Genomic DNA, 18,436 nt, shown 5'->3' on the forward strand with positions numbered 1-18,436 from the left:
TCCGTCACGCGTAGAGCTGCTCGACGTCGCGGCGGTAGGCGGTGGTGACGGCCTGGCGGCGCACCTTCAGCGAGGGGGTCAGCAGGCCGCGCTCCTCGGTGAAGTCGCCCGCCACCACCCGGGCCCGGCGGATCGACTCGGCGCGCGAGACCGTCGAGTTGACGCCCCGCACCGCCTCGGCGAGCGCCGCCAGCACCGCGGGGTGCACCGGGACGGCAGCGGCGACCTCCACCCCGTCCGGGGCGGGTGCGGCGGGCGGGTCCGTGGCGAGGAAGCGCTCCACCGCCTCGGCGTCCAGGGTGAGCAGCGCGCCCACGTACGGGCGGCCGTTGCCGACCACCAGGGCCTGGCTGATCAGCGGGTGGCCGCGCAGCCGGTCCTCCAGCGGGCCGGGGGAGACGTTCTTGCCGCCGGAGGTCACCAGGACCTCCTTCTTGCGGCCGGTGATGGTCAGGTAGCCGTCCTCGTCCAGCCGCCCCAGGTCGCCGGTGGCGAACCAGTGCGGCCTGCGCGGCCGCGGTGCCCCCAACTCGTAGTAACCGTCGAAGAGCTGACTGCCGGACAGCAGCACCTCGCCGTCCTCGGCGATCCGCACCGCGCTGCCCGGCACCGGCTGCCCCACCGTGCCCGGACGCGGCCGCAGCGGCGGGTTCACCGTGGACGGGCCGCTGCTCTCGGTCAGCCCGTAGCCCTCGTGCACCAGCACGCCCGCGCCCGCGAAGAACAGCAGCAGCTCCGGGTCGATCGAGGAGCCGCCGCTGATCGCGTACCGCACCCGGCCGCCCATGGCCGCCCGCACCCGCCGGTACACCAGCGCGTCGTACAGGCCGTGCGCCAGCCGCAGCGCGAGCGGCACCGGCCGGCCGCCCGCCAGCGCCTCCAACTCGGCCCGGGCGTGGCGCACCGCCACCGCGGCCGCCCGGTCGAACACCTTCAGCGCGCCCTTCGCCTGCGCCTCGGCCCGGCCCAACTGGTGGACCTTCTCGAACAGGTAGGGCACGCCCACCAGGAAGGTCGCGCCGAAGGAGGCCAGGTCCGGCCGCAGGTCGGCCGGTTTCAGGGACGGGCTGTGGCCGATCCGGATCCGCCCGTACACGCAGGTCACCTGGATCATCCGGCCCAGCACGTGCGCCAGCGGCAGGAACAGCAGGGTGCACGGCGCCCGGCCGGTCGCCTCCTCGAACACCGGCTCCAGCAGGGCGTGGCAGTTCGCCGCCTCGGTGAGGAAGTTGGCGTGGGTGAGCAGGCAGCCCTTCGGGCGGCCGGTGGTGCCCGAGGTGTAGATCAGCGTCGCCTCGTCCGCCGGGCGCAGGGCCCGGCGGCGGCGGGTCAACTCCTCGGCCGGGACGGGGCGGCCGAGGGCGGTCAGTTCGCCGACGGCGTCCTCGTCCAGCCGCCACAGCGGGACCGTCCCGCCGGTGCGGGCGACCGCCACCGTCAGCACCTCGGCCGTCCCGGCGTCCTCCGCGAGCGCCAGCACCGCCCCCGAGTCCCGGAGGATCCACTCGGCCTGCTCGACCGAGGAGGTCGGGTACACCGGCACCACGCACGCGCCGGCCGCCCAGGCGGCGAAGTCCAGCAGCGTCCACTCGTACCTGGTCCGCGACATCAGCACGATCCGCGCGCCGGGACCGACCCCGACCGCGACCAGGCCGCGGGCCACCGCGGCGACCTGCTCGGCGAACTCCCGGGCCGTCACGTCCCGCCAGGAGCCGTCCGGTTGGCGGCGCGTCAGCACCACGGCCTCCGGTGCGGCCTCCGCGTTGCGGAACGGGAGGTCGCCCAGGCTGCCCTCCTCGGGCGGCGGCACCAGGGGCGCGGAGCGGGCCTCGACGACCCGGCCGCCGACGCGGAGCACCTCGACGGGCGGGCGGGGGGCGCGGGCGGCACGGGTGAGGGGGTGTGCCATGGCGAACTCCCTTGGGTGGGGTGGGGGTTCGCCCAGGGTAGGTACTCGCCGGTAAACTTACTAGACGGTAAGTTGCTTGACAGCGGCGGGAAGTGGGACATCAGGGGCCCGGGGAACGGCGGGGCCGTGGCTGCTCACGGTTCACTGCCGATGCGCGCCGTTGCTCCGGGTTCCGTTCCTACCGCCCGAAGCAGCACGGACACTCCGATGGGCTCCGGCCGGCAGCAGCTCGGACCCGCCGTTCCCCGAGCCCCTGGCGGGGCTCTCTGACGGGGCTCCCTGGTGGGGCTCCCTGGTGGGGCGTCAGCCCTCTTCGGCGGTGGGGGGCTTGGGGAGGAAGCGTTCGCCGTCGCGGGTGCCGCCGGTGCGGGCGACGGTGCGGCGGTCGGTGGCGAGGTAGTCGCGGACGACCAGTTCCACCGCGTCCTGGGGGCTGGTGACGCCGAGGCGCATCATCACCTCCAGGGCCAGGTCCGCGTCCAGCGTGATCGTCACCTTCGCCATGGTGCTGCTCCCCGGTCGTCGAGCGTCGAGCCTTCTCGGGCCGAGGATAGGCCGCTGCCCCCGGGGCCGACCAGGGTCCCCGGGGGCAGCGGCGGTCGTGCTCGCGATCAGACGCGGCCCGCGAAGTCGGGGGCCCAGTTCGCGATGGTCTCGGTGCGGACACCGGAGCGCGGGTTGGCGGCCTCGACGTACTTGCCGTCGCCCACGTACAGCGCGACGTGGTAGACGCCCGAATTGGCGCCGTTGTTGGACCAGAACAGCAGGTCGCCCGGCTGCAGGCTGTCCAGCGAGACGCGGGTCGAGTAGTCCGCCTGGTCGGCGGCGACGCGCGGCAGGCTGATGCCGGCCTGGCGGAAGGCGGCCTGGGTCAGGCCCGAGCAGTCCCAGCCGCCGTTGCCGGTGCCGCCGTAGACGTACGCCTGGCCGACCTTGGACAGCGCGAAGTCGATCGCCGCGGCCTTGGAACCGGTCGCCTTGGTGGCGGCGGTCGCGGTGGCGGTGGTGGTGGTCGCGGCCTTCGCGGTGCCGGTGGTCGCGGTGCTCGCGGTGCCGGTCGAGGACTTGGCGGCGGAGCGGCCGCTCTTCCAGGACGAGCCCTTGTACGAGGACGAGGACGAGGAGGACGAGGACTTGGCGGCCGGGGCGGACTGCTGCGCGGTGCTGCTGCCGCCGCCCAGCGAGAGCTGCTGACCCGGGTAGATCATGTCCGGGCCCTCGGTGAGGACCGAGCGGTTCAGGTCGTACAGCTTCTGCCAGCCGCCGTCCACGTGCTGGCTGTCCGCGATCGCGGACAGCCAGTCGCCCGCGACGACGGTGTAGGTGCCAGCGGACTGCTGGGTGCTCTGCTCGGCCTGCGGCTGGGCCTGGGTCCGGGCCTGCGACGAGTCCTGCGACCAGGAGTGCTGGGACCAGCTCTTGCTGCTGCCGGTCTGCGACTGGGTCCGGGGCTGGGTCTGGGCCTGGGGCTGGGCCTGGGACTGCGACTGGGTGGAGCCGCTGCCCGAGGTGGAGGTGGAGGTGTCGACCTGGGGGGCGGCGCCGCCCTTGGTCAGACCGGCCTGGACGGAGCAGACGGGCCAGGCGCCGGGGCCCTGGGAGGCCAGCACCTTCTCGGCGATGGCGATCTGCTGGTCCTTGGTGGCGAGGTCGGCGCGCGGGGCGTACGCGGTGCCGCCGAACTCGGCCCAGGTGGAGGAGGTGAACTGCAGGCCACCGTAGAAGCCGTTGCCGGTGTTGATGGACCAGTTGCCGCTGGACTCGCACTGGGCGACCTTGTCCCAGGTGGCGACGGTGGCGGCGGAGGCGGTGCCGGTGGTCAGGCAGGGGATGGTGAGACCGATGCCGACGACGCCGGTGGTGGCGATCAGGCGGCGGGCTCGCTTGGCGCTGATGGGCAGCATGAAGAAGCGTTCCTCTCCCACGCCTGCGAGGTGAGCTGTCGGATTCGGGCTGGAGTTGCCCGGCCGCGCGCACCGCGTGGTGCGCCCGGCTTCACCCCAAGCCCCGTACGGCCTCTCGGCCGCCCGGGGCGACTTACCTGGTTCCCCCGCCCCTGCCGTGGTGCGTTGTGCATGAGCCGACCCGCCCGGCGGCAGGACTCGGCGTTCCGGGTGGGCTGGGTCCGTGTGTCCACGAACGTGGGCAGGAGATTAAGCGGACTCAAGCGGAATTCGCAAATGCCTGTGATCGCCGTCACTCCGTTCGGAATGGGTGATCAAGGGAAATTCGGCGAACTTCCCGGACCGCGGCGGAGTCTGGCCGCGCGTCAGGCAATGGGTGATCTTGCGCCCCTTTTGATGTGTTATGCGGAACGGTGGGTCGATATTCGGCATATGTGGCGGATCGGGGCGGGGGGTTTGCGGCTTGTTCCCGTTTCGTCCGGTCCGGTCATGGTGGTCGAACAGGTGACTGACGGTACGTCAGGATGCTTAAGCGAAAGGGAAGATGCCGCTTTCCGGTGGACTTTCCGCCTATGCTGCCCCCGACGACTCGGGGCCCCGGGCCCCGGAAGGGCGGCCGAGGTGGAACAGCAGCGCGAGGGCGAACAGCCGCCGACGCGGCACCGGCGACCGCCGGTCGGGCGGCGCAGGGTGCTGACCTGGCTGGCGGCCGGAACGGTGGCGGCGCTCGGCGGGGGAGTGGTCCTGCGGCAGTCCCTGGCCGGGGCCGACGAGCCCGCCGCCCGACCCGCACCGGGCGGCGGCACCCCCGCGGGCCACCAGCACGGCACCGGCGCCCCGCCGTCCGCCTCCGGGAGCCCGCGGCAGCCCGCCGGGCCGCCCCCGCCGGTCGACCAGGGCGGCCGCAAGTGGTCGGACGCCAAGGGCTGGGGCGGCAAGGTGCCCGGCCCCGGCAGCGCGGTGCGGATCACCGACAAGGTGGTGCTGGACACCGACGCGCAGGTCGGCTCGCTGCTGGTGGAGAAGAACGGCTCGCTGGTGTTCGCCGCAGACCGGTCGCTGACCCTGTCCAGCACCGGGAACGTCGAGGTGCGCGGCGTCCTGGCGCTCGCCCCCGACGGCGCGCACACCCACACCCTGCGCTTCCCGGAGGTCGACGAGCGCCGCTTCGCCGGGGGCGGCATGACGGTCGTCGACACCGACACCGGCCTGTGGGTCACCGGCCAGGGCTACCTGCGCCTGGACGGCGCCCCCCGCACCGCCTGGGTGCGCGCCGCCACCGCCCTGGGGCCCGGCGACACCGCGATCAGGCTGGCCGCCGCCCCCGCGGGCTGGCAGCCCGGCGACGAACTGGCCGTCACCCCCACCGCGCCGCCCGACACCGACGGCTTCTCCACCTCGTACGACCTGGTGACCGTCAAGCAGGTGGACGGCGCCACCGTCACGCTGACCGGCCCGCTGCAGCACGCCCACCCGCGGGTCGCGGTCGGCGGCGGGGCGGCCTTCGGCGCCGAGGTGCTCAACCTCAGCCGCAACGTCCGGGTCGAGGGCACCGAGAACGGGCGGGCGCACGTCCACCTCACCTCCAGCCGCCCGGCCGACGTCCGGCACGCCGCGCTGCGCTGGCTCGGACCGCGGGCGGACGGCAAGGAGAGCTGGAACGGGAAGCCCGTCACCGAACCGGTGCTCGGCCGGTACGGGCTGCACTTCCACATGCTGCTGGACGCCTCGCGCGGCACCGTGGTCGAGGGCGTGGTCGTCCGCGACACCGGCAGCCACGCCTTCGTGCCGCACGCCAGCCACGGCATCACCTTCCGCGGCTGCATCTCCCACCACACCTGGGAGGACGCGTACTGGTGGGACGGCCCGATCGACACCCGCACCCCGCAGGGCCCCTCCGACGACATCGCCTACGAGGGCTGCGTCGCCTCCCTCACCGTCTACGAGCCCAACCCGCGCGGCTACCGGCTCACCGGGTTCAGCCTCGGTGCCGGGACGGGCTCCTCGGCCCGGGACTGCGTGGCCGTCGGCGTCCAGGGCGCCACCGGCGCCTCCGGCTACGAGTGGCCGGAGACCAGCGAGGGCGTCTGGACCTTCGAACGCTGCCTGGCGCACAACAACCTGGAGAACGGCGTCTTCGTCTGGCTCAACGCCGAGCACCACCACACCGTCACCCAGTACGCGGCCTACCACAACGGCGGCTGGGGCATCGAGCACGGCGCCTACCTGAACGACTTCGACTACACCGCCTCCGTGCTGTACGGCAACGCCGCGGGCGGCATCGCCGTGCACGCGCTCGGCCGCGACAAGGGCACCGTCTTCGACGGGCTGCTGATCGACGCCGCCGGGCAGTCCGACTACGCGGTCGCCACCCTCAAGCACCAGCTCGCCGGAGAGCCCGTCACCCTCAGCCGCAGCCGACTGACCGGCTACCGCAAGGCCGGGGTCGCGTTCCGGGCCACCGACGACGGCCGGCCCGACGACATCGCCGTGCTGGACTGCGAGTTCGGCGGCGCCAAGGGCAGCGAACTGTGGCTCGACCCGGAGGCGCCCGCCCCGAAGCAGATCCTGTTCCGCCCGGCCGGGCAGGCGCAGACCGTCTCGCTCACCAAGGGCGGGGGCCAGGGCCTGGCCGGCACGCCGTGGAACGCGGCCACCGCCCCCGCCGAGGCGCCCGTTCCGCCGCGGGCGGTGGCGCTGCCCGTGCTCGCCTTCACCGACAGCGGGCCGCGGACGGGGCGGGTCACCGCGGGCTGAGGGCCGGGGCGTCACCGCGGGCTGAGGGCCGGGGCGGTGGGCGCGGCGCGGGCCGCCGTGGGTCGGGCCATCGGGGGTCGGGCCGTCGGGGAAAAGCGCGACGGGCGGGAGCGCGCCGATTCGCTGCTCCTGCCCGTCGCGGTCCTCGGTCGGCGTCAGCGCGCCGCGTGCGCCCCCGGAGTGGTGCGCTGCTGCTCGGCGGCCGCCTCGGCGGCCTCCAGCTGCTCCTGGGTGGGCTCGGGGAGCGCCGCCAGGTAGGCGGAGGCGATCAGCTGGCCGACCGTCGGGTACGCGCCTATCGGGGCGGCGCTCGCGCAGCCGGTCTCCTCGGCGGCGGTGGCCAGCAGCTCGGGGTCGGCCTCCGGGCCGATCACCAGCGGGGCCAGCGCGGGGCGCTCGGAACCGGTGGCCTTCAGGTGCGCCACGGCCGCGGCGACCGAGCCCGGCACGTCCAGCGCGGCCGGGACCACGGGGACCGCCAGCCGGGAGGCCAGCAGGACGCCGGTGATGCCCGCCGAGGCGGCCGCCTCCTCGCCGCCGACCGTGGTCAGCACCACGCCGTCGGCGGCGGTGGCGATGGCGAACAGCCGGGCGCGGTCGGCGCGGGCCAGCCCGGCCTCGGACAGCCGCACGTGCACGGCCTCGGCCAGCAGCGGGTGCGGGCCCAGCGGGTCCAGCACCCGGGCGCCGGACTCGGCGGCCAGCTTGTGCAGCTCGGGCAGGAAGTCGTGCGGCCCGGGAACCAGCGGGAGGACCACCGGCGCGGGCTGCCCCGCGTCGGCCGCCGCCGCCAGCAGGTCGGCCACCGTCGGCGCGTCCTCACCGCCCAGGTAGGCCGCCGTCACCTCGATGCCCGACTGCTCGGTGCGAACGATGGACAGCAGCTCCTCGACGACCGGACGGCTCTCCGGCCCGGCGACAGCCGGGATCGCCAGCACCAGGGCGGGCGAACCGGCCATGATCTCGGGGCGCTCGGGACGGCGGTGGCGCCCCCGCGCACGGGAGCCTGGCGTACGGACGGGCAGTGGCGCGCCCGGGATGGCTGCGGTGCTCATGGGGCAGATCGTAGGACATCACCCCGCGCGCGTTGCAGCCGGATGCCGACAGCGGTCGGCTTTCCGCCGGGAAGTGACGGTCATCACAGTGCGCGTCGTGACTGCCTGTGAGCCGCGTGGTAGGAGGTGTTGATCAACAAAGCGCTGACGGCTGTGTGCGGACGGTCATGGAGTGGCTGGCGTTTCGCCCGCCTGTGTCCGCTTACGCCCCGTCAATTACGCTGCTGTGAAGGCTTGGTGTCGGCATCGGCACGTTCCTCTGCACGGGAAATTTCCCATGCTGATGCACGTGCAGGCGGGCTATCATCACGTCAAGTGAGGCATTCGCCAGGCTCTGGGGAGAAGACAATGCGTGAGGCGTACAACGGCATGGCGGCGACTGACCTGGACGGGGTGGTCTGGCAGAAGAGCCGTCACAGCAACTCGAAGGGCAACTGCGTGGAGTTCGCCGCGCTGCCGAACGGCGACGTGGCGATGCGCAACTCGCGCTTCCCGGACGGTCCGGCGCTCGTCTACACCCGGGCGGAGATCACCGCGATGCTGCTCGGCGTCAAGGACGGGGAGTTCGACCACCTGGGAGGCAATCCCTGACGGCGCGTCAACTGCCGTCCGTCCGGGCCGTCGTGGGGTCACCCCGCGACGGCCTTCGTGCTGTCGGCGGCCGGCCGCCCTGCCGGCGACCGGTCAAGACGGTCGGGGTCGACGGGAGTTGACCCCGGTAGTGCTTCCGGGGCGCCGGGCCGGGTCAGGCGGAGCGGCGGTGACGGCCGGAGCTCGACAGCTGCGCCGTGCCCGGGACGGCCGTGCGCACGTCGAACAGCGCCCAGACCACCTTGCCCGCGCCGGCCAGCGGGTGCCAGCCCCAGGAGCGGGAGAAGGAGTCGACCAGGTGCAGGCCGCGGCCGGACTCGGCCACGAAGTCGGCCTCCCGGGCGACCGGGCCGGTGCTGGACGGGTCGCTGACCGCGCAGACCACCTGCGGCGAGCGGTGCACCAGACTGATCCGGATCGGCAGCGCGTCGGCCGGGACCTGCGGGCCGCTCTGCGCCGGGACCCGGGACGGCTCGCACTGGCCGAGCGCGTGCCGCAGCGCGTTGGTCACCAGCTCTGAGGCCACCAGGGCGACGTCGTCGAAGATCTCCTCCAGGCCCCAGTCGTCCAGCGTCCGCCGGGTGAACTCCCGCGCGGTGCGCACCGCTTCGAAGCGGGGAGCGAGGGTGCAGCTGACCACATGAGGGTCGGTCGCCAGGACCGTACCGGTGCTCATGAAGAGCTCCTCCCATAAGGGGGCGGACGCGGCGGGACCCACCGGGGTCATGCCGGTCACCTCCGACTCGCTCGGCCGCCGGGCCGCCGGCCGACCCGTCCGCACACACAAGTACCCAGCGACGCGCGGGCGTTGCCGGGAGGTGTGCGGATTCGCGCTTGGGGTCGACGCGGAGCCCGCGGGATTGCCAGGGCGTGCAAGTGCACGTGCACCATGGTCCTCTGCGCTCACGGCAGATGCAAGAGTCGATTCACGTGCAGTCGTGCGATTGGCATATGCATGCTGCGGATGCACGTGCAAGATGGACCCCGGAGTGGCCGAAGCGGTATCCCGCTGCACCACTACCGACACTCAGTGCGCCCAACTGATGGCAGACTGTGCAACTGGTCCGTCCAAGTGGAGGTTTGGTCCGATGACCACAGTTCAGCCCGGCGGGGGCTCGATGGTGCGCCGCATCCTCCTCGGCTCGCAGCTCCGCCGACTCCGTGAGGGCTGCGCGATCACCCGTGAGGACGCCGGGTACGCGATCCGCGCCTCCGAGTCCAAGATCAGCCGGATGGAGCTCGGCCGGGTCTCCTTCAAGGAGCGCGACGTCGCCGACCTGCTCAGCCTCTACGGGCTCTCCGCCGGCCCCGACCGCGAGGCCCTGCTCGCGCTCGTCCGCGAGGCCAACAAGTCCGGCTGGTGGCACAGTTACAACGACGTGCTGCCCAACTGGTTCCAGACCTACATCGGCCTGGAGGAGGCCGCCGCCCTGATCCGCACCTACGAGGTGCAGTTCGTCCCCGGCCTGCTCCAGTGCGAGGAGTACGCCCGGGCGATCTTCGCGCAGAACCGGCCCGCCCTCGACGAGGAGGAGATCGACCGCCGGGTCGCCCTGCGCACCCGTCGGCAGAAGCTGCTCACCGAGGGCCGCGGCCCCAAGCTCTGGGCCGTCATCGACGAGGCCGCGCTGCGCCGCCCGGTCGGCGGCCCCGAGGTGATGCGGGCCCAGCTGGAGCACCTGGTGGAACTGGCCGACTACCCCAGCGTGGTCGTCCAGGTCATGCCGTTCCGGTTCGGCGCGCACGCCGGGGAGAGCGGGGCCTTCTCGGTGCTGCGCTTCCCCGAGCAGGACCTGCCCGACGTGGTCTACGTGGAGCAGCTCACCAGCGCCCTCTACCTGGACAAGCGCGACGACGTCGACGAGTACCTGCAGGTGATGGAGCGGCTGTGCGTGGACAGCCTGACCCCGCAGCAGACCCTCGACCTGCTGCACTCGATCCTCAAGAGCCAGTAGGGGCCGGAGCCGGAGGCACGGTGGCGGGCCCCGGAGCGGTGGGCCCCGGCGTGCGCCGGGGCCCGGGGGGCGTGCGGGTGGAGCGGGGCGTTCCGCCGACCTCCTTGACGCGGGCGGCAGTTCGGTACCGGCCCGGTCCGATGGATTGACCGTGGCCCGGCGAACTGTCATGGTGTCTGCTCCGAAGTCCGCACCGCCCCGTCCGGGCCCGGTGCGGACGGCGCACCGGCTCCACCAACACGGGGGTTTGGTGGAGCCGGGTTCCGACGCACCGGCGGAGCGCTTCGGGCGGCGAGGGGTCGACCGCCCGTGCTCTCCTCAGTGCCCCGACCGCACCTCCTCCGCCTCCTTCGCCCACGTCGTCGCTTCCTCCTGCGCCGCTGCTGCCCCCTGCCGGGCCGTCGTGGTGCGGGCCGAGCGCAGCGCACCCGCCAGCGCGATCAGCAGGCCGAGCGCGGTGGCGCCCGTCACCAGCAGCAACGCCGGCCGGTAGCCCGCCAGTTGGGCGTGCGCGTCGGTGCCGCCGCCGCTGCCCGCGGTGAGCACCGCCGTGGTCGCGGCCAGCACGATCGCGCCGCCGACCTGGAGCCCGGTGTTCACCAGGCCCGAGGCCAGGCCCTGCTCGTCGTCCGACACCCCGGAGGTCGCCGCCACGTTGATCGCCGGGAAGGCCAGGGCGAAGCCCGCGCCGATCAGCAGCATGCTCGGCAGCACCAGGCCGACGAAGCCGCTGTGCTCGTCCAGCCGCAGGAAGAGCGCGTAGCCGAGCAGCATGGAGGCCACGCCGACCGGCAGCACCCGGGCCGAGCCGAACCTGTCCAGCAGCCGGCCGACCGCGCCCGCCGAGAACGCCACCACCGCGCCGCCGGGCAGCAGCCCGAGCGCCGTCTCCAGCGCGGACCAGCCCAGCAGCCGCTGCAGGTACAGCGTGGCCACGAACTGGAAGCCCGCGTAACTGCCCATCAGCGTCAGCGCCGTGAGGTTGGCCCGGCGGACGCCCGGGTTGCGGAAGATGCCCAGCCGGACCAGCGGGTGGGCGGTGCGCGCCTCGACCAGCAGGAAGGCCGCGGCCAGCGCCACCACCAGCAGCAGCGAGCCGACGGTGCGCGGCGACAGCCAGCCCGCGCCCTGGGCCTCCGTCACCGTGAACACCAGCAGCAGCACCGCCGCGGTGCCGGTGACCGCGCCCACCAGGTCGTACCCGCCGGAGGCGCGGTGCTCGTCGCCGCGGCGGGGGAGCAGCCTGACGCCCGCGAACAGGGCGAGCAGGGCGACCGGGACGGGCATCAGGAACGTCAGCCGCCAGCCCGCCGACGTCAGCAGGCCACTGATCACCAGGCCGAGCGAGAAACCGGCCGCCGAGCAGGTGGTGTAGATGGACAGCGCCCGGTTGCGGGCCGGGCCCTCCGGGAACGTCGTCGTGATGATGGACAGGCCCGCCGGGGCGGTGAACGCCGCGCTGACGCCCTTGAGGAAGCGGGCGCCGATCAGCAGCGGCCCGCTGTCCACCAGCCCGCCGAGCAGGGAGGCCCCGGCGAACACGGCCAGCGCGACCAGGAACACCCGGCGGCGGCCCAGCAGGTCGGCCGCCCGGCCGCCGAGCAGCAGCAGCCCGCCGTACCCGAGGACGTAGCCGCTCACCACCCACTGCAGGGCGGAGTCGGACAGGTGCAGGTCGGCGCCGATGGAGGGCAGGGCGACGCCGACCATCGAGACGTCCAGCGCGTCCAGGAACATCGCGGCGCACAGCACCACCAGGGCGCCCCACAGGCGGGGGCTCCAGCGGGTGTCGGCCCCGGGCCCGGCGGGGGCGGGGGCGGGGTCGCGGGGGGAGGGCCGGTCGGTGACGGGCGCGGTCGGTGCGGAGGGGCCGGCCGCGGGCGTGTGGAGCACGGTCGTGTCGGTCATGGCACAGAACGCTACATGCATGTGCATGGGATGCAAGTGCATTTAATGTGGATGCAACAGATGCACGTGCATGTGCTATGGTGGCGGCGTGACCGACTTCGACCCAGACCACGACCCCGCCGCGGAGACGGCGCTCAGCGAGCAGTGGCGCGCCCTGCTGGCCCGCCACGCGCTCACGGCCTGCGCCATCGACCGCGAGCTGGGCGAGGCGTTCGGGCTCGGTGTCAGCGAGTTCGAACTGCTGGAGCGGTTGCAGGAGTTCGAGCAGGAGAAGCCCGGCGGCGGTGAGCGCGCCCAGGCCCTGGCCAACACGGTCCACCTCAGCCAGAGCGCGTTCTCCCGGCTGGTCGCCCGGATGGAGAAGGCCGGCCTGGTCCGGCGCACGCACTGCGTCGACGACCGGCGCGGCATCTACATCGCGCTCACCGAGGAGGGCCGCGAGCGCTACCGCAAGGCCCGCCCCGTGCACCGCCGGATCCTCGCCGAGACGCTCGGCCCCGAGGTCTGAGGGGCGGAGGAACAGGAGGGGGGCGAGACGGGCGGGGAGGGGCCGACCGGGCGTCGACCGCCCCGCCCGGCCGGGCTCAGAGCAGCGCGGACAGTCCCGGCGCCGCCGCCAGCAGGGCCGCGCCCAGCGGGGCGGCCAGGGCGGCCAGCGTCCAGCCGAGCCGGGCCGGGACGGGCAGCCGGGGCTCGCCCAGTAGCAGCCGGTCCACCCGGGCGGGGGACTGCGCCAGCTGGGCCGGCGGGCAGGAGGCGAACACCTCGCTGTTCAGCTCGGCCAGCGCCAGCGCCGTCGTCACCCGGCCGTGCCGCCGCGCCGCCCGGTCGTCCGCCGCCAGCTCCACCAGCACCGCGACCTGGTCGCGGAACGCGGAGAACACCCCCACCCCCGGGAAGCCGGTGGCCAGCGCCTGCGCGCACTGCCCCAGCCAGTGGTGCCGGGCCCGGACGTGGCCGCGCTCGTGGCTCAGCACCGCCGCCAGCTCCCGGTCCGACAACTGCTGCAGCGCCCCCGTGGTCACCACCAGCCGGGCCCGCGGCCCCGGCAGCGACCAGGCCTGCGGCCGGACGTTCTCCAGCACCACCAGCGGCTCCCGCACCCGGCGCCGACGCGGCAGCAGCGAACTCGGCAACTCCGGCGCCCGACGCACCAGTTGGGCGTGCCGGTGACCGCGCTCCGCACGCGCCGAGCGGACCTCCCGGGCCAGCGACACCGCCGTCCACACCCCGCCCGCCGCCAGCACCGCCGCCGCCAGCCGTCCCCAGCCCTCGCGGCCCGCCAGCCCGTACGCCTCCTCCACCCTGGCCGGGGCGTCCGCGAAGACCACGTCCCGCCAGGCGGGCAGGGCGGCCGCGCTCGCCAGCAGCAGGCTCAGCACGCAGCACAGCAGCACCGCGACCACCAGCATCTGCCACACCAGCAGGGCCAGCACCGGTTCGCGCTCCGGCCAGCGGGCCCGGGCCAGGCGGCTCGGCGCCACGGTGGCGAGCAGCAGTCCGAGCAGCAGCAGGCTCAGCAGTGCCGTCATGGCAGGGCTCCCCGGGGGAGGGGTGAGAGGCGCGGCGGTGCGCCTCCCCCAACCTATGCCGCCACACGTCCGGGCGGAACGCCGGGGCGGGTCCAGTGACCAAGACCACGCCCGGGCGCCGCCCCCGACGCCCCGTCAGCTCCCGTCGGCGCCCGTCGCCGTCCGTCGGCGGGGGCGCCCGACCGCGTTCACATCGACAGCAGCATCGCGAACATCCCGATCCCCATCGCCGCCCGGCAGGCCCGCGGCAGCGGCGCCGCCACCGCGCCCCCGCCCACCGCGAGCACCCGGCTGCCCTCCCACAGCGCGTACGCCCCGAAGTACACCAGCAGCGCCCCGGTCAGCACCGGCAGCCCGCCCGGCTGGGCGTGGTGCCCGGCGTGCCCGCCCGGGCCGCCGCCCCCGCCCGCCATCGCCAGGGCCATGTACGCCATCGCCAGCGCCCCGATCCCGTGGTGCAGCCGGTGCGCCCGCAGCCCCGCCCCGCGCCCGGCCAGCGCGCCGACCAGCAGCACCGCCGCCAGCAGGGCGTACGGCCACCCCCAGAACACCCCCGGCAGCAGCGCCATCCCGGCCATGCCCAGCCCCATCGCGGCCTCCAGCACGTCCGACTCCCGGCGGGCCCGGTGGTGCCCGCTGCAGGCCGGGTCGAGGCCCCCGCGGCGGACCCGCCAGCCGCAGTAGCCGCCGCTGCCCGCGGCCAGCGCCGCCAGCAGCCAGTTCACCAACGCCGGACCGTGCACCGCTTCCTCCCCCGCGCCGGAGCTGCCCGGATGCCGCAGCCCCTCCACGATCACCGACCCCGTCCGGGCGCAGTAGGGCGCGAACGGGGGCGCACCGAGGCGTGACCGGTCCGGCGCGCACCGTGGGCGCCCCGGTGGCGGGCCGGTGGGCCCCGGGGCATGGTCGGGGCTACCGGGCCTCCCGGCCCCGTCAGCGGTGGGCCCGTCCGTTTTCATCCACCGCGGCGGGGGCGAGGGGCGGCGGTACTACGAACTGGAGCGACTACCGTCAAACTGGCCTTGAGCCGGAGAACCTTTCGCATTTAACGTGGTCCTGTCGAAATAACTCCTGTCGAAGTGAGCCTGTGATGCAGAATCTTTCGCCGACGCTCGCGATCGCGGGCGACGCCCACGCCACGGATCCGGCCGCGGGCCCCGCCGCGAGCCCGGCCGACCACCCGGCCTGGACGCACCTCAAGGGCGCCGTCGAGGCCCTCCGGCCGCTGCAGTCCAAGGACGGCTCGATCGACCTCGCCGCTGTGCCGCGTTCCACCGTCGACCCGCTGGTCGAGGCCGTGCAGCAGGCCGTCGCCGAACTGGCCCCGCTCTTCCCGCACGACGCCGACTACCTGGCCGCCGTCCGCGCCGACCTGCGCAAGTGGGCCGACACCGGCTACCGCGAGCCCGACTTCCTCGACTCGCTGCTGGCCTTCCGCCCGGACGAGCACCGCGTCGACGGCACCGGCCACCTGGTCGTCTTCCCGATGTACACCCAGAACGGCAACCCGGACCGCAACCTGGAAGCCGTCCTGCTCAAGGTCGTCTGGCCCGACTGGATCGCCGAGCTGGAGCGCACCCGCTTCGACAACCCCGGCTACCTCGGCATCGCCTTCGAGGACTTCACCGCCGGGTACGACACCAACTCCGCCGTGCTCTTCCCCGAGACCGTGGCCGTCCGCGAAGCGCCGGAACGTTTCACCTGGGGCGGCATCTTCTGCGACCGCGAGGCCGCCCGCTTCCGCGCCGTCACCACCAGCGCCGTCCGCCAGCTCGGACTCGACATCCCCGCCGACGCCGCCGACCTGCTCCGCGACCAGGACCGCACCCAGCAGACCTTCGTCCTGTGGGACCTCGTCCACGACCGCACCCACAGCCACGGCGACCTGCCCTTCGACCCCTTCATGATCAAACAGCGCAGCCCGTTCTGGATGTACGGCCTCGAAGAGCTCCGCTGCGACCTCAACACCTTCAAGGAGTCGGTCCGCCTGGAGGCCGAGGGCCACCCGCAGGGCCGCGACGTCCAGTACGCCATCCTCTTCGACCGGCTGTTCCGCTTCCCGGTCACCGGCGACCGGGTCCGCAACTACGACGGCCTCGGCGGCCAGCTCCTCTTCGCCTACCTGCACAAGCACGACGCCCTGCGCTGGCGCGACAACCGCCTCACCATCGACTGGGAGCGCGTCGCGGAGGTCACCAACCAGCTCTGCGCCGAGATCGAGACCCTCTACCGCGAGGGCATCGACCGCCCCAAGACCGCCCACTGGATCGCCGCCTACCAGCTGGTCTCCCGCTACCTCACCCCGCACCCCGCCTCCACCTGGGCCAAGGGCCCCGAGGCGCTCCCGCTCGACCTCGCCGACGACAAGGCGCTGCGCAAGGCGCTGTGCGACGCCGTCCACCCCGACGAGTTCCCGCTCAGCATGTTCTACGAGGCCCTGTCCAAGAAGCTCGGCCGCGTCATCGCGGGCACCAAGGGCATCACCGGCACCAGCACCCAGGAGGTCGCCGCGTGAGCGCCACCACCGACACCCGCCCCCTCCGCGGCCAGGTCGTCGCCGTCGCCGGAGCCAGCGGCCCGGCCGGACAGGCCACCCTGCGCCGCCTCGCGTACGACGGCGCCACCGTCATCGGCGCCGACATCGACCAGCACCGCCTGGACGCGGCCCTCACCGCCGTCCGCACCGCGGTCCCCGGCGCGGACGTCCACGGCCAGGTCATCGACCTGCTCGACCCGCAGGAGGTCCACGACTGGGCCGACCACCTGGAGGCCGAGCACGGCCACGTCGACGGACTGTTCCACCTGGTCGGCGGCTGGCGCGGCAGCAAGACCTTCTTCGACACCCGCATCGACGACTGGGACTTCCTGCACGACACCGTCGTCCGCACCCTCCAGCACACCTCGCTGGCCTTCCAGCCCGCCCTGCTCCGCAGCCCCGCCGGGCGCTACGCCATGGTCTCCGCCGCCGCGGCGCACAAGCCCACCGCGGGCGGCGCCGCGTACGCCGCCGCCAAGGCCGCCACCGAGGCGTGGACCCTCGCGATGGCCGACTCCTTCCGCAAGGAGACCACCGCCCCCGACGGCGACCCCACCGCGGCCGCCGTCATCCTGGTCATCAAGGCCCTGGTCAGCCCCGAGATGCGGGCCGAGAAGCCCGACGCCAAGTTCGCCGGCTTCACCGACACCGCCGACCTGGCCGCCACCCTGGCGTCCCTCTGGGACCGCCCCGCAGCAGAACTGAACGGACAGCACCTGTGGCTGACAGCCCGATGAACCCCGTCGTCACCGGCCCCACCGACGCCGTGCGGCACCACGACCCCGCCGTCCGCGGCTTCGCCAGCGACAACTACGCCGGCATCCACCCCGAGGTGCTCGCCGCCATCGCCCTCGCCAACGACGGCCACCAGGTCGCCTACGGCGAGGACGCCTACACCGAGCACCTGCAGACCGTCTTCCGCCGCCACTTCGGCGACCGCGCCGAGGCGTACCCCGTCTTCAACGGCACCGGCGCCAACGTCGTCGCCCTCCAGGCGCTCCTCCCGCGCTGGGGCGCCGTGATCGCCGCCGAGAGCGCCCACATCAACGTCGACGAGTGCGGCGCCCCCGAGAAGCTCGCCGGGATCAAGATCCACACCGTCCCCACCCCCGACGGCAAGCTCACCCCCGCCCTGATCGACCAGCAGGCCTGGGGCTGGGGCGACGAGCACCGGGCCCAGCCGCTCGCCGTCTCGATCACCCAGTCCACCGAACTCGGCACCCTCTACACGGTCGACGAGATCCGGGCGATCTGCGAGCACGCCCACGAACGCGGCATGCTCGTCCACATGGACGGCTCCCGGCTCGCCAACGCGGCGGCCTCGCTCGGCGTCCCCTTCCGCGAGTTCACCACCGACGCCGGTGTGGACGTCCTCTCCTTCGGCGGCACCAAGAACGGCCTGCTGCTCGGCGAGGTCGTGGTCGTCCTCGACCCCGAGAAGGTCCGCAACCTCAAGTACCTGCGCAAGATGTCGATGCAGCTCGCCTCGAAGATGCGCTTCGTCTCCGTCCAGTTCGAAGCCCTCCTCACCGGCGACCTCTGGCTCCGCAACGCCGGCCACGCCAACGCGATGGCCCGCCGCCTCGAAGCCGCCGTCCGTGACATCCCCGGCGTCACCGTCGTCCGTCCCGTCCAGGCGAACGCGGTCTTCGCCCTCCTCCCGCGCGAGGTCAGCGAACGCCTGCAGAAGCGTTACCGCTTCTACTTCTGGGACGAGCACACCGGCGAGGTCCGCTGGATGGCCGCCTTCGACACCACCGAACAGGACATCGACGCCTTCGCCGCCGCCATCGCGGAGGAGATGGCCCGCCAGGCCTGACCGTCCCTCGCTCTGGACGCCGACCGGCGGCCGGGTGCCGTTTGCATCCGTCCGCCGGTCGGCGTAGTGTTGACTGGTCGCTCGGCAGGGAGCACCGGACACGCATCTGTGTGGACGGTCCCGGGGCGGCCAATCCCTTGGAAAACCAGCTAGCTGATCCGTGACGGGTCGCGTCCTTTTCGCGTCCCCGTTCGTATTTCGGTGTGCGGTTTTCCGGAGATTGCGGCCGATTCGCTTTCCGGAGCGGGGGTCGGCTAGAGTTTGAAACGTCGGACGGGCCGTCAGGGCGCGGAAGGCGAAAGCGAGTCGGGAAAGAGCACGAGCTCGGATCTGATAAGCTGGGAACACGGAAGAACGAAGCGCCCGGAGGGTCCGCAGGAATGCGGTCCGAAGGAAGCGTCCGTTCCTTGAGAACTCAACAGCGTGCCAAAAGTCAACGCCAGATATGTTGACATCCCCGGCCTCGGCGA

General features: G+C 73.6%; 15 protein-coding genes and 1 riboswitch. Of the genes, 7 read left to right on the forward strand and 8 right to left on the reverse strand.

Annotated features, from left to right (window positions below):
• Positions 1–4: 4 nt before the first annotated feature.
• The 3 genes from QSK52_RS29530 to QSK52_RS29540 form a co-directional block, all read right to left on the reverse strand.
• On the reverse strand, positions 5–1,909 hold the full coding sequence (locus tag QSK52_RS29530) for an AMP-dependent synthetase/ligase (protein ID WP_285739256.1): 1,905 nt from the start codon (positions 1,907–1,909) through the stop codon (positions 5–7).
• Positions 1,910–2,212: 303 nt separating this feature from the next.
• Positions 2,213–2,413 carry a hypothetical protein gene (locus tag QSK52_RS29535; RefSeq protein ID WP_285739257.1) on the reverse strand — a complete coding sequence of 67 codons (201 nt, stop codon included), beginning with the start codon at positions 2,411–2,413 and terminating at the stop codon, positions 2,213–2,215.
• A 107-nt stretch (positions 2,414–2,520) separates the two neighbouring features.
• The gene (locus QSK52_RS29540; RefSeq protein ID WP_285739258.1) at positions 2,521–3,813 is read right to left on the reverse strand and encodes a transglycosylase family protein; all 1,293 of its coding nucleotides are present in this window, start codon (positions 3,811–3,813) and stop codon (positions 2,521–2,523) included.
• Between the two features lie 5 nt (positions 3,814–3,818).
• Positions 3,819–3,988, reverse strand: a riboswitch (cyclic di-AMP (ydaO/yuaA leader).
• Positions 3,989–4,434: 446 nt separating this feature from the next.
• Between QSK52_RS29540 and QSK52_RS29545 the strand changes: the two genes are divergently transcribed.
• A complete protein-coding gene (locus QSK52_RS29545; RefSeq protein ID WP_285739259.1) occupies positions 4,435–6,570 on the forward strand; it encodes a hypothetical protein in 2,136 nt (711 codons plus the stop codon).
• 155 nt (positions 6,571–6,725) lie between these two features.
• Here the strand turns inward: QSK52_RS29545 and QSK52_RS29550 are convergent, their stop codons facing one another.
• Positions 6,726–7,625 carry a sirohydrochlorin chelatase gene (locus QSK52_RS29550; protein WP_285739260.1) on the reverse strand — a complete coding sequence of 300 codons (900 nt, stop codon included), beginning with the start codon at positions 7,623–7,625 and terminating at the stop codon, positions 6,726–6,728.
• 348 nt (positions 7,626–7,973) lie between these two features.
• Between QSK52_RS29550 and QSK52_RS29555 the strand changes: the two genes are divergently transcribed.
• Complete coding sequence (locus QSK52_RS29555; RefSeq protein ID WP_285739261.1) at positions 7,974–8,216, forward strand: DUF397 domain-containing protein; 243 nt, start codon at positions 7,974–7,976, stop codon at positions 8,214–8,216.
• A gap of 154 nt (positions 8,217–8,370) precedes the next feature.
• Here QSK52_RS29555 and QSK52_RS29560 read toward each other — a convergent pair whose 3' ends face one another.
• Positions 8,371–8,892 carry an ATP-binding protein gene (locus tag QSK52_RS29560; protein WP_285739262.1) on the reverse strand — a complete coding sequence of 174 codons (522 nt, stop codon included), beginning with the start codon at positions 8,890–8,892 and terminating at the stop codon, positions 8,371–8,373.
• Positions 8,893–9,304: 412 nt separating this feature from the next.
• Here QSK52_RS29560 and QSK52_RS29565 point away from each other — a divergent pair, with 412 nt between their 5' ends.
• Positions 9,305–10,171 (forward strand): helix-turn-helix domain-containing protein, encoded by an 867-nt coding sequence (locus tag QSK52_RS29565; protein ID WP_285739263.1) that lies wholly within the window; start codon positions 9,305–9,307, stop codon positions 10,169–10,171.
• 318 nt (positions 10,172–10,489) lie between these two features.
• On the opposite strand, the gene QSK52_RS29570 is transcribed toward QSK52_RS29565, so the two are convergent.
• Complete coding sequence (locus tag QSK52_RS29570; protein ID WP_285739264.1) at positions 10,490–12,079, reverse strand: MFS transporter; 1,590 nt, start codon at positions 12,077–12,079, stop codon at positions 10,490–10,492.
• 88 nt (positions 12,080–12,167) lie between these two features.
• On the opposite strand from QSK52_RS29570, the gene QSK52_RS29575 reads away from it, so the two are divergent.
• Positions 12,168–12,587 (forward strand): MarR family winged helix-turn-helix transcriptional regulator, encoded by a 420-nt coding sequence (locus QSK52_RS29575; RefSeq protein WP_285739265.1) that lies wholly within the window; start codon positions 12,168–12,170, stop codon positions 12,585–12,587.
• Between the two features lie 76 nt (positions 12,588–12,663).
• Here QSK52_RS29575 and QSK52_RS29580 read toward each other — a convergent pair whose 3' ends face one another.
• Together QSK52_RS29580 and QSK52_RS29585 are read right to left on the reverse strand one after the other, a co-directional pair.
• On the reverse strand, positions 12,664–13,611 hold the full coding sequence (locus QSK52_RS29580; protein WP_285739266.1) for a M56 family metallopeptidase: 948 nt from the start codon (positions 13,609–13,611) through the stop codon (positions 12,664–12,666).
• 188 nt (positions 13,612–13,799) lie between these two features.
• Positions 13,800–14,336: a DUF5134 domain-containing protein gene (locus tag QSK52_RS29585; RefSeq protein WP_352230324.1), complete on the reverse strand. Its 537-nt coding sequence runs from the start codon at positions 14,334–14,336 to the stop codon at positions 13,800–13,802.
• Between the two features lie 365 nt (positions 14,337–14,701).
• Here QSK52_RS29585 and QSK52_RS29590 point away from each other — a divergent pair, with 365 nt between their 5' ends.
• Genes QSK52_RS29590 through QSK52_RS29600 form a run of 3 tightly spaced genes read left to right on the forward strand, consistent with a single transcriptional unit; the run spans position 14,702 to position 17,966 of the window.
• Positions 14,702–16,126, forward strand: coding sequence for a DUF6421 family protein (locus tag QSK52_RS29590; RefSeq protein ID WP_285739267.1), 1,425 nt, complete (start codon positions 14,702–14,704; stop codon positions 16,124–16,126).
• Positions 16,123–16,884 carry an SDR family NAD(P)-dependent oxidoreductase gene (locus QSK52_RS29595; RefSeq protein WP_285739268.1) on the forward strand — a complete coding sequence of 254 codons (762 nt, stop codon included), beginning with the start codon at positions 16,123–16,125 and terminating at the stop codon, positions 16,882–16,884. The genes QSK52_RS29590 and QSK52_RS29595 overlap by 4 nt, the downstream gene beginning before the upstream one ends.
• Complete coding sequence (locus tag QSK52_RS29600; protein WP_285739277.1) at positions 16,881–17,966, forward strand: threonine aldolase family protein; 1,086 nt, start codon at positions 16,881–16,883, stop codon at positions 17,964–17,966. Before QSK52_RS29595 ends, QSK52_RS29600 begins: the two co-directional genes overlap by 4 nt.
• Positions 17,967–18,436 lie beyond the last annotated feature (470 nt).

It is taken from the genome of Kitasatospora phosalacinea (assembly GCF_030268885.1).
Classification (GTDB): Bacteria; Actinomycetota; Actinomycetes; order Streptomycetales; family Streptomycetaceae; genus Kitasatospora; species Kitasatospora phosalacinea_C.

Coding starts and splice junctions, on each gene's coding strand:
- QSK52_RS29530 (WP_285739256.1), bottom strand. CDS start 1,909: ATGGCACACCCCCTCACCCGTGCCGCCCGCGCCCCCCGCCCGCCCGTC.
- QSK52_RS29535 (WP_285739257.1), bottom strand. CDS start 2,413: ATGGCGAAGGTGACGATCACGCTGGACGCGGACCTGGCCCTGGAGGTG.
- QSK52_RS29540 (WP_285739258.1), bottom strand. CDS start 3,813: ATGCTGCCCATCAGCGCCAAGCGAGCCCGCCGCCTGATCGCCACCACC.
- QSK52_RS29550 (WP_285739260.1), bottom strand. CDS start 7,625: ATGAGCACCGCAGCCATCCCGGGCGCGCCACTGCCCGTCCGTACGCCA.
- QSK52_RS29555 (WP_285739261.1), top strand. CDS start 7,974: ATGCGTGAGGCGTACAACGGCATGGCGGCGACTGACCTGGACGGGGTG.
- QSK52_RS29560 (WP_285739262.1), bottom strand. CDS start 8,892: ATGAGCACCGGTACGGTCCTGGCGACCGACCCTCATGTGGTCAGCTGC.
- QSK52_RS29565 (WP_285739263.1), top strand. CDS start 9,305: ATGACCACAGTTCAGCCCGGCGGGGGCTCGATGGTGCGCCGCATCCTC.
- QSK52_RS29570 (WP_285739264.1), bottom strand. CDS start 12,079: ATGACCGACACGACCGTGCTCCACACGCCCGCGGCCGGCCCCTCCGCA.
- QSK52_RS29580 (WP_285739266.1), bottom strand. CDS start 13,611: ATGACGGCACTGCTGAGCCTGCTGCTGCTCGGACTGCTGCTCGCCACC.
- QSK52_RS29590 (WP_285739267.1), top strand. CDS start 14,702: ATGCAGAATCTTTCGCCGACGCTCGCGATCGCGGGCGACGCCCACGCC.
- QSK52_RS29600 (WP_285739277.1), top strand. CDS start 16,881: ATGAACCCCGTCGTCACCGGCCCCACCGACGCCGTGCGGCACCACGAC.